The sequence below is a fragment of the Serratia quinivorans genome (genome assembly GCF_052113645.1).
Classification (GTDB): domain Bacteria; phylum Pseudomonadota; class Gammaproteobacteria; order Enterobacterales; family Enterobacteriaceae; genus Serratia; species Serratia quinivorans_B.
Map to the genome: position 1 here is coordinate 17027 of NZ_JBIEIU010000020.1, position 9969 is coordinate 26995.

The 9969-nt window shown below is 44.9% G+C and carries 14 protein-coding genes and 1 pseudogene; 11 read left to right on the plus strand and 4 right to left on the minus strand.

The features are described 5' to 3' along the window. The first annotated feature begins 456 nt into the window (after positions 1–456). Both ACGS9J_RS24100 and ACGS9J_RS24105 read left to right on the plus strand, forming a co-directional pair. Positions 457–2502: a hypothetical protein gene (locus ACGS9J_RS24100; protein WP_442233156.1), complete on the plus strand. Its 2046-nt coding sequence runs from the start codon at positions 457–459 to the stop codon at positions 2500–2502. 348 nt (positions 2503–2850) lie between these two features. Next, positions 2851–3005: pseudogene (locus ACGS9J_RS24105) on the plus strand (IS630 family transposase); the annotation flags it as partial. A gap of 119 nt (positions 3006–3124) precedes the next feature. Here the strand turns inward: ACGS9J_RS24105 and ACGS9J_RS24110 are convergent. The 3 genes from ACGS9J_RS24110 to ACGS9J_RS24120 form a co-directional block, all read right to left on the minus strand. Next, on the minus strand, positions 3125–3373 hold the full coding sequence (locus tag ACGS9J_RS24110) for a hypothetical protein (RefSeq protein WP_442233157.1): 249 nt from the start codon (positions 3371–3373) through the stop codon (positions 3125–3127). After that, positions 3366–4364 (minus strand): phage integrase, encoded by a 999-nt coding sequence (locus tag ACGS9J_RS24115; protein ID WP_442233158.1) that lies wholly within the window; start codon positions 4362–4364, stop codon positions 3366–3368. Before ACGS9J_RS24115 ends, ACGS9J_RS24110 begins: the two co-directional genes overlap by 8 nt. 63 nt (positions 4365–4427) lie before the next feature. Then, positions 4428–4730, minus strand: a complete 303-nt coding sequence (locus ACGS9J_RS24120) for a helix-turn-helix domain-containing protein (protein WP_442233159.1) — start codon at positions 4728–4730, stop codon at positions 4428–4430. A gap of 87 nt (positions 4731–4817) precedes the next feature. Here ACGS9J_RS24120 and ACGS9J_RS24125 point away from each other — a divergent pair, with 87 nt between their 5' ends. The 3 genes from ACGS9J_RS24125 to ACGS9J_RS24135 are packed head-to-tail and all read left to right on the plus strand — an operon-like array spanning position 4818 to position 5575. Further along, entirely contained in the window at positions 4818–5084 is a 267-nt protein-coding gene (locus ACGS9J_RS24125) for a DNA-binding protein (RefSeq protein WP_315289819.1), read from the plus strand. A gap of 9 nt (positions 5085–5093) precedes the next feature. After that, the gene (locus ACGS9J_RS24130; protein ID WP_442233160.1) at positions 5094–5306 is read left to right on the plus strand and encodes a hypothetical protein; all 213 of its coding nucleotides are present in this window, start codon (positions 5094–5096) and stop codon (positions 5304–5306) included. Continuing rightward, entirely contained in the window at positions 5303–5575 is a 273-nt protein-coding gene (locus ACGS9J_RS24135; protein ID WP_442233161.1) for a hypothetical protein, read from the plus strand. The genes ACGS9J_RS24130 and ACGS9J_RS24135 overlap by 4 nt, the downstream gene beginning before the upstream one ends. A gap of 335 nt (positions 5576–5910) precedes the next feature. Here ACGS9J_RS24135 and ACGS9J_RS24140 read toward each other — a convergent pair whose 3' ends face one another. After that, positions 5911–6381 carry an ECs1072 family phage-associated protein gene (locus ACGS9J_RS24140; protein WP_442233162.1) on the minus strand — a complete coding sequence of 157 codons (471 nt, stop codon included), beginning with the start codon at positions 6379–6381 and terminating at the stop codon, positions 5911–5913. A gap of 319 nt (positions 6382–6700) precedes the next feature. On the opposite strand from ACGS9J_RS24140, the gene ACGS9J_RS24145 reads away from it, so the two are divergent. The 6 genes from ACGS9J_RS24145 to ACGS9J_RS24170 all read left to right on the plus strand — a co-directional run bounded on the left by ACGS9J_RS24145 (position 6701) and on the right by ACGS9J_RS24170 (position 9851). Beyond that, on the plus strand, positions 6701–6895 hold the full coding sequence (locus tag ACGS9J_RS24145; RefSeq protein ID WP_442233163.1) for a hypothetical protein: 195 nt from the start codon (positions 6701–6703) through the stop codon (positions 6893–6895). Further along, positions 6892–7119, plus strand: a complete 228-nt coding sequence (locus tag ACGS9J_RS24150) for a ParE family toxin-like protein (RefSeq protein ID WP_442233164.1) — start codon at positions 6892–6894, stop codon at positions 7117–7119. The genes ACGS9J_RS24145 and ACGS9J_RS24150 overlap by 4 nt, the downstream gene beginning before the upstream one ends. Positions 7120–7268: 149 nt before the next feature. Beyond that, a complete protein-coding gene (locus ACGS9J_RS24155; RefSeq protein ID WP_442233165.1) occupies positions 7269–7496 on the plus strand; it encodes a TraR/DksA family transcriptional regulator in 228 nt (75 codons plus the stop codon). Continuing rightward, positions 7493–8320 (plus strand): Dam family site-specific DNA-(adenine-N6)-methyltransferase, encoded by an 828-nt coding sequence (locus ACGS9J_RS24160; protein ID WP_442233166.1) that lies wholly within the window; start codon positions 7493–7495, stop codon positions 8318–8320. The genes ACGS9J_RS24155 and ACGS9J_RS24160 overlap by 4 nt, the downstream gene beginning before the upstream one ends. Continuing rightward, positions 8311–9231 carry a DNA cytosine methyltransferase gene (locus ACGS9J_RS24165; RefSeq protein WP_442233167.1) on the plus strand — a complete coding sequence of 307 codons (921 nt, stop codon included), beginning with the start codon at positions 8311–8313 and terminating at the stop codon, positions 9229–9231. The genes ACGS9J_RS24160 and ACGS9J_RS24165 overlap by 10 nt, the downstream gene beginning before the upstream one ends. Further along, entirely contained in the window at positions 9228–9851 is a 624-nt protein-coding gene (locus ACGS9J_RS24170) for a hypothetical protein (RefSeq protein WP_442233168.1), read from the plus strand. The genes ACGS9J_RS24165 and ACGS9J_RS24170 overlap by 4 nt, the downstream gene beginning before the upstream one ends. The last annotated feature ends 118 nt before the right edge of the window (positions 9852–9969 follow it).

Here is a 9969-nt window from a genome sequence, read left to right on the forward strand (position 1 = left end):
GCCGCCATTCCGACGCTAATAAAAACAAGCAGTTACAATAATATCAATGAGTTGGATACTTGTAACTGCCTGCCTAAAATGGGTATAGCGTGGGTGTTTGGGTCAATTTGTGGATCATGCCCTTAGCTGTATTAGCTCAAACTTGAGCTGACGTTGGTAACAGCCTAGGGTGTGTCCCGTAACTAATCATCAAAAATGACAATGACGCAATGGAAATAGACGAAACATGAATATGATTAGCTATGTATTGCAGCCATCTCCCGGAGACGGTATTTTGAATACCAAAACACAAGCCATCTTCGTCTTTTTATTTACATATTGTTCAGTTTTATAAAAAATGTTAATTTAAGATAGTATTTTTAAATGTAGGTAAAGATAATTTAGCACTGGTATAAATGAAGGTCATGGTGATACTTTTTACCATTCATAGTCATTTAACATCTGCAAGCGGAAAATATGAAACATATAAATTTTGAAGAAATATCTAAAGATTGTTCTAAATACAAAACTAAAAGACTACTTAAAGCGATACCATTTTTCAATGAAAACGAATCTGTTCGTCATTTAGTAAAATTCGAAACGCAAAACTTTAAAAATTTTCAACCTCATAATCACAACAAAAGACAGGAAAGAGATCGCTTTTTTGAGGATTTAATAAATAATACTCAATGTGATACCACGGTTAAGCATTTGTCTAAGCTCCTCTCAGTATTTAAAACATCTGAGATTATTATCGATGAAATAAAAACTGGTTTAAAAGCGCTGCCACTGATGGAAGAAAACATTCAGACATTATGCTGGGCTGTCATCAAAAATGCTTTAGAGGAAGGTTATCACTTACAAGAACTGATGGAAACTCACTCATCTAAAATTGGGGAAAGTGGAACTCCATTCACTCTAAATCAAAAAAATATTTTAACTGATGATGGAACCTCAATTTCCCCTGATTCCGCCTTAGATAAAATAGTTAGTTTTTTAACATTGACTCTGAAAATGTTTGCATATGAACATAAATTAACAAAGTCAGAAGACATTATAATTCCTGAAATGATAGATATTGATGAGTCTTTGGTTAATAACGCCTCATCAATTTTCTATTATTCTTTAGCATGGAACGAGTTGATCACATGTACTAAAAGTTGTATTTATTTTGACAACAATATACAGATTGCACAGCCTAATGAAATTCCAGAAAGTTCGAAAACAGATGGTATCACTACTGCTGTTATGTTCAATCGTACTATAGACGATTTTGAATATTTTGATACAATCTCTAATGAAAGATTGTCCAGACGCTTAAGCCAGAATTTCTTTGAAGCAATTTCTAAATTCCGGCTTGAAAAGAGACTTCCATCAGATATTAGTAAGTGGTCTGGTTCTTTAGATGCTCACCCAATAACACTTGAGGAATATCCATATTTAAGTTCTTTGATGGAAGCACTCTCAAGCCATGACAGCAATGACATTGTTTTAGGCTTGAGTTTACGCGAATGGGTAAGAGGATATTCTGTAATCTCATATTTATCACAAAATGCGAAATATAAGATTATTTATAGCAAGAAAGAAATTACTAGTGTACTAAGATTAGGTGGGTTTTCCGAATTAAAAGCAGATGTTTTTATAAAAAGCATCACATTTGGAAATGATAGTCGAGATATATATGACTCGCCACTAATTCAAACATCAAATTTTTCTTATTTATTATTCACGCCAGCATATACAGCGCCTCTTATCAGTAATATAATTCTTTCGAAATTCTCCTCTAAACAAGCCGATCTTTCAAAAAAAGGTTATGGGTTTGAGAATGATATGATAGAAACTCTAGATAAACATAAGTTGGTTAATAGTTATTTCAAATTTAAGCGGGGGCTAGAGCAATATGAATATGATGCTGTATTTTTACTTGACGACAAAGCATTTGTTTTGGAGTGTAAGAACACCACACTATCTGGAGGTTCATTAACAAGAGCTTTTCAAAAGAGAGAATTCATTGCAGAAGCAGCAGCGCAAGTGAAAAGGCTTGTTGATGGTTTATTATCAAATGCAGAAGTATTTGAGGAGCAGTTCGGGAAGAATATAAATGACTATGAATTAGTTCCTGTGGTTATGAATAATCTTCCATTTTCAATACCTGGAAAAATCGATGGTGTTTATGTTACTGACTCATCAGCATTTAACAGACTCATTAAATCAAGATATATAGATGTTGGTATAATTAGTCACGGTGATACTTATCAAATTGGCAATCAGAAACATGTTTTATCTATGTGGGAAAACGATACTCTAACTGCTAATGATATTATCAATCATTTTGAAAACCCAGTGCAGCTTCTTGATTTTTTAGAAAATAAGACCATAAAAGAATACCCATTAAGAGTCAGTCAAGACAAAGTGTTCTTCAATGTTGTATACGAGACCTGTTACGACTCCATGAGTAAGAAACAAAAAGAAATAATAGAAAAAAATTACCCAAATTTGTATTCTACTTCAAGAGAAAAGTGAATATAATTAAATATTGCAGCTCACCTTTTTATTCGCATAGTAGGTCCATAAAGACAGAGTGTGTTTTTTAAAAATGCACTCTAATATACTTATCTTTCACTGCAACAAAATTGAATTGTTTTCATGATTTCCTAAATAACTGTTCTAATTAGTAGATCATTCTAAGGGAACCCGGCCGGATTGTGTGATCTGATCAATAGTCAAACATCACAAATCACCAACTGGACTGAGCAATGCCGATCATAGCACCAATGCCCCGAACCAAACGGCGCCTAATGCAGAAAACCATTCATAAAATACAGGATAAGAACCATTACCGCAGATTAATCAGCCATGCTGATACACGCGTGGGTAAATCGAGTTGAGCGGCTGTGGCTGGCATTGCATGAAACGATTCCACGTAACCACTCGTACAGGAGTGTGTGGTAGCTACTGAAAAAGTCCGTCATTTTATGAAAACCGCTAGGCCATCCCCCGGAGGTAAGCATGGGCTGGCAAAAGTGCAGCGCTATTCGGATCAGTTATTTAGATCATGGGCTACGTCTGCTCCTCGCTCAGAGCAGACTGTCGGATTTAGTTGTGTACTACCAGGGTATGTGTCAGTTCAAGTCTGGGCTAACACTTAGCCAACAAATTCTAGTTTCTCTCTCGCAACATGTTCCCGCCATTCAGTGGGGTCGAATTCCCAACTTGGCGCTGACATATCGTTTTCATCACCTTCATTAACGAATGTTACCAAGAAAAAGATTTCATCCCCTTCTTCATCATCGTCATCCTCTACCACGTTTACATCAACAACAACCAAACGTTCTCCATCCGGAATTGTGGATACATACAAGCCTTCTTTAGGCACTTCAATATTATCAGGCATGGGTAACGCTCTCCTTTACGTTTACAAGTGGGTTAAATCTCACCGCGTCTTCCAAATAGTCCGGCGCAAAATGCGCATAAACCATCGTTTGTAAAATACTTGAATGCCCCAAAATCCGCTGTAACGCCAGAATATTGCCGCCGTTCATCATGAAATGGCTGGCAAAGGTATGGCGCAGTACGTGAACGGCCTGCCCTGCTGGCAAGCCGGGAGCAACCTCTTTGATGCACGTTCTCACGTACGGGTAATTGAGTTCGGCGAATATTGGCCCAGCCTTGATCCCAGAAGTAATTTCTTTGCAGAGTTCGATTGAGATCGGCACCGTTCGGTTTTTACTGTTCTTGGTGTTGAGGTAAGTCACCTTATTGCCGATCACCTCTTCACGTCGAACTTTGACCACCTCTCCCCAGCGTGCTCCTGTTGCCAGGCACAACTTAACCGCCTTCAGATGATCACCTTCCAGCCGGTCGAGCAACTGCCAGATTTCGTCATGAGTTAAGAAACCCATTTCCTGATCCGGCAGCTTAATTTTTTTCATCTCTTTGAGCGGATGCTCGCCATAGTAATGACCCAGATCGATAAGCACAGAGAACACCCCGCCCAATTTTTCCTGATCGAGGTTGACGGTCTTAGCCTTTTTGCCTTCGGCCAGCCGTAATACACGATAATCAGAAAATGAGGCGCGGGAGATCTGGCTAGCCTTGGGGTTCCCCATTTTGGCCGCCATCACCTGCAATTTATGCTCTATCTTCACGCCATCTTTCAGGTTCTGGCCATGATGCTTAAACCAGAGATCTATCAGTTCCGTGAGGGGTCGCTGATCGGCGGGTTTATCAACCCAATCTTTGTTGTTCTGTGTCGCGATAACCCAACGCTCAAACTGCTGCGCTTCTGACTTGGTTTTGAATTTTTTGCGGACTCGCTTACCCGTCCGACCTTGGGGACGTACGTCCACCATGTAGCCTTCAGCGCCCAGCGATTTAATACTCATCCCAAAGATTCCTTTCGTAACAAATGCCGCCCCGTTTCCAACGCTGCATTATTTTCCATGCGGTCAGCCAACCTTTTTGCCTTTTTGGTTGTTGGATGAACTGGGATACCCACTAGGGGAGAGAACCGGAGATATTTGCCCAACCTCCGGTGCAACGTCGCCAGTCATTAACCACATTGCATATTTTTTGAACCGCTGATGCTGAGTGATCATCAAGAGAAACTCACTCCCAACACTCTTGATACGATCTGTTTCGTATCGCTTCAAATTTCCTGCGGGAACCCCTGTTAATACTGCAAATTCTTCGCGGCTTAATCCTTCAGCCTCACGGATCTCACGAATTTTTGAACCTATGTTGGTTGACATGGTAATTATTTGTACCCATAATCCAGTTAATGGTACGGATATGTACCCTACATAATAGAAAACTGCGTGATCTCAAAGGGTATCATTATGAACAAAAACCGACAAAAAAAGGTGATTGGGGTAAGGGAAAACCAACTGCCGGCTGATTATCCATTTGGTGACCTGTTGGAAGAGTCGATCTCTGACTACGCCCTGCGCATCGGGAAGAACAAACAAACCATTCGTACACAGGCCGATACCGGGGCCCTGCCGATTTTGCAAGTGCGCCCAGGTGCAAAACGTCGCGTCAACCTTTACGCCATCTATCTGAACGCCAAGCGTCACGCTGAGAAATTTGTTGAACGAATGAGTTGAGGCAAAAAAATGCGACCAAGCGAACATGCCATCACCAAAATTAGCCGTAATTCATCACGCTATCGCGGTTTTGTTATTACTCGCCGTCCGCGCACTGTTGTAACGCTTTGCGCCAGGTATGAGATCAGCCAAGGCGATCAGTCTTACGGCCTGTTCGATGCACAGGCACTGGCAACGGATTACATAGACCAACTTTACGCACAACAACAGGTGGCAGCATGAAACAGGCTTACATCATTTTGGTTGACGATCTTCTGGCGCAGTACCACGCCAAGGCTGCCAACATCAGCGCCGCCAGCGCTATCGCCCCGGCAGTGCGGGCTGTTTCATTAAATGACCACGCATTCCGTTTGAGCATTGGCCTCACTGGCTTATTTAGTGCCGCAGAAGCCGCTGGCGACGGCGTGGCCGCTGCGGTGATCGATGCTTTGATGCTGCGTTGCAATAACGGTGATATCCCTGTGCCACGTGATATGCAGTGTTTCGTCTGATGGCCGGATTGACCGGCCCTATCTGAGAGCGCATCCCTTCCATCAACGTGTGGGCGATAGGCGTCGCGGGGTGTGCTCTCAGATAGGCACAACGAAGGGGAGAAATATGGGAGCCAATAATATGATTTCCACCAATGGTAAAGTTATTTTTATTGCAGAGGAAAAGACCAAGCACCCATTTATCTACAGAGGGAACCTGAACGATGTTGAATTGCGGGCATGGCTGCGGAGCGTGGAATATGCTCTAGAGCTGAAAAACTCCTCAACAACTTGCGTCAAGGAGTTAAATTTAGAAATCGAACGAATGAAGGCAAGGGAAGCTGAAAGAAACGAATTTATTTCAACAAGTGTTTATCCCACAGATCCGGGTCCCATTCATCATCCTGATAGCCCGGATATTTTGAAACAAACTTCCATGAAGGATAATCATTAAAATTGAAATCACCTTTTTTTAGTTGACTCATGATTTCATCAGAAATCTTTAGCTCTCTCAATTCGCCAGAGAGCAGAACTAAAGCATCTGAAAGAGTGGCGTTTTTAGCATCGCCAAGTGGTATTTTTTTATTGTTCACTAGATAAGAAACAAGTGCATTTTTGCCTTTGAGGACAAGCCGATGGGGATCATTTTCCTGTTTATATTCAAACAGGAGAAAATCAAGCTTAAATATAATAAGAGCACGTTCACTCAAATAGTTTTCCTTATCCGAGTGCAAGCTTACTCCATCATCGTCAATTTCTAGCGTTTTAAGTACGTTTTGGTATGTATTGGTGAACAAGCCGAAGTAATTAGTAAGAGAGATTTCCATCACAGTTCCTTCTTGTGGGCGGTTGATCGCTATGCCCGTGTTCCTGGCAGAACGTGGCGGGCATGTCGAAGATACCACAACGCGGCCGGGCGCGTAATCCCGGAGCATCAAGGACAATCGCACCAGTCCGGTCGCGCCCTAATAAATAAATGGGCTGCAAGAGAGCGGATAGATTGACCTAACCATGAGCCGGCATGGATAAAACCGGCACATATTCCAGTGCGCATTAATAATTGCTTATTGCAATATATAACCACTCGAAATAACAAATGCTGCCTTCTGGTGGCGGGTTTCCCACATCCTGAATTCAGGGGATTTTATGAATGACGTTGCGTTAATGGAATTACTAACCGAAGCCCGCCGCGCCTCGCGCCTGCAACTGCTGGAATTATTGAGCACACGAATTGAACGACTGGAAGCGGACAAGGCACCCAGAGAGCAAATTATTTCCATGCTGAAAAGCTGGATCAGCGCTCGCCAGAATATTGGTGCTGAACAAGTTAAGGGGAAATGACCGTGATCACTCTTGCTGGTACTGCTACCACACCGGAAATATACCGAAAGGCAATTATATTATTGTCTCAGTTTCGCCGTGGTAACCGTGTATTCCGTCGTATCAAGCCGCATGGCTATTTGAAAATAGATATTGGTTACCGCTGGCGTTTGCTGAGCAAAAACGGCGGCAAGGATTGGCGGTTAATGACCCATGAAACGTACAACGTGGAGTACCGAAAATGACGGAGATCTACCTTGCCATTGCGGCTATCGGGGCCGTTGTCGCTTTTGGTCTGATTGGCCTGTTTTTTTATCATGTTTGCAAATCTCTCCAGAGATCTGACAGCCAGTGTTTGCCACCCGAAGAACGCAATTACGACTAAGGATGCCCAATGGCTGATCAAATCGACATGGCACAGGAACGGCATCAGCTAATTCTTGACGCCCAAATCAAAAACGCCCGCCAGCGACCTTGCGGGTCTTCCGCATTTCACTGCGAAGAATGCGGCTCACCTATTCCCGAGCCACGTCGCCGCCTGCTCCATGGCGTCACTACCTGCGTGCACTGCCAGGAACATCGCGAAGCCAAATCACGACACATGAAAGGAGGTTCATTATGAACCGTCCCGCCCTTAAATGGCTTGGCAGTAAAGCCGGCATCATCGACACCCTGCGTCAGCATCTGCCCGAAGGCAAGCGCCTGGTTGAGCCGTTTGTCGGCTCCGGCGCGGTGTTCCTCAATACAGATTACGACCGCTATCTGTTGTGCGATATCAACAGCGATCTGATCAACTTCCACAACGTGGCCAAAAACCTACCCGATGCGCTGATCAGGGAGGCCAAAAATCTGTTTAAACAGCAGTCTGATGAGATTGGTTATTACGCTGTGCGGGCTGATTTCAATCTGCGTTGTGATAGTAATTTCCTGTACCGTGCAGCGCAGTTTCTCTACCTGAACCGCCACGGTTTTAACGGTGTTTGCCGCTATAACCTGAGCGGTGATTTCAATGTGCCTTTCGGTCATCGTAAAGCGCCCTATTTCCCCGAAGAAGAGATCCACGTATTTGCTGAGAAGGCTCAAACGAAAAAGGCCATTTTCCTGTGCTGTTCATTCCAGGAAGCGATAAGAATGGCCGAAACCGGTGACGTGATTTATTGCGACCCGCCCTATATCCCTGCATCAGCAACCGCCAATTTCACCAGCTACCACACCGACGGATTCACCAGCGACCAACAGCGAAAACTGGCCCGCATGCTGCGCATTGCGGCCCGCCGTGGGCGCCACGTTGTGGCATCAAACAGCGAAACATCCGCAGCGCTGGAGCTGTACTCCGATTTCAACATCACCACTACCACCGCCCGCCGTTCGGTCAGCGCCAATGCCGCTGGTCGCACGCGCGCTGGTGAGATCATCGCAACTATGGAGGCATCAACATGCAGCTAAAAGCGAGTGATTTGTTTGCCGGCTTGGGCGGTTCATCAACGGGCGCGGAAATGGCCGGTGTCGAAGTGGTTTGGGCTGGCAATCATTGGCCTGCCGCCGTCGAAGCCCATGAAAAGAACCATCCTGACGCAATCCACGTTTGCCAGGACTTACACCAGGCTGACTGGTCGCGGGTGCCACAGCATGATCTGATGATGGCATCCCCTTGTTGTCAAGGCCACAGCAAGGCACGCGGGAAGAAAGCAGGTAATCCCCAACATGACGCCAGCCGCTCCACCGCCTGGGCTGTTATTTCCGCCGCTGAATATCATCAGATGCCGAACATCATCATTGAGAACGTGGTCGAGTTCCTTCAATGGGCACTCTATCCGGCGTGGGAAGGCGCTATGCAGGCTCTGGGCTACTCACTAGCACCGCATATCGTGGATTGTGCCGATCTGGGCGTCCCGCAAAATCGCGTACGCCTGTTCATCATCTGCACCCGCAGCAAGAAGCCATTGCATTTAGTTCTGCCAAAAATACCGCATGTGCCGGCAGAAACCTTTATCGATTTCTCCGCAGGAAACTGGCAACCGGTTGAAAAACCGGGCCGCGCTACTGCAACGCTGGATAGGGTTAAAAGTGGTCGCGCACAGTTTGGTGATCGGTTCCTTTTTAGCTACTACGGCAACACCAAGACGGGGCGATCCCTTGCCCGTCCCATCGGCACAATCACCACACGCGATCGGTGGGCTGTAGTCGACGGCGATCGCATGCGCATTCTGACAAAGGAAGAGAACATGTTGGCCATGTCATTCCCGGCAGATTACATCAAGCCGCCATCCCACAAGTTAACTGTCCATATGGCTGGCAATGCCGTGCCCCCTAAAGCCATGTGCGAAATCATCACCGCTCTGGAGGCCCAGGCATGAATAAGCATCAAATCGAGCTATTCAATCAAGCACGTGAGGTGCTACTCAAAAAGGCTCTGATTTCTTCAGAAATCACGAGGGATATCGCAGTTGATGCGCTATTTAAATTCGCAGATTCCGGGGACTTTTTAAGGCTGATTCAATGCGCCGAGGCGGCAGAGTGGCGTGCGGCAGTCGAACACGAAGCTGCATGCAATTTGGTTGTTGAGCTGTCAGCAGCAAATAAGCGTATCGCCGAGCTGGAAGCCAGGGAAATAAAACTGACGCAGGAACGAGTTAATGCAGAGGCTGTACTGGCTAACATGTATGAGGCTGCAACTGGACAGCGCCCAGTGTGGTGTAACTGGTTTGGGTTTTCTGACGCGGTAGCAGAAGTAGCGGAGCTGCGCAAAAGGTCGCTGGCTTACCCAGCGCTTGTTCTTGCCGCGATCAAACACACTGAAAAAACAAGCGCTAATGAAACTTTCAGCGAACTGAAGAGGCTTCGTCTATGTAATCTTGGCTCAGAAAAACAGAGTCATATTGCTTCAAACCTAATCCATATTCTGATGCATCTACAAGACCCAGAGAACCCAGAAACTGACATGCGGGAACATATTCACCAAGGCCAGAACATGTGATGGATCTATAAAAAACATTCTCGTGACAAATAAGTATTTTGTAGGGGACTGAGAACATACCTGATGACTGAGAGTCAAGCCATTCGGTTATTGCCGCATCGAATGATGGTAATCCCAT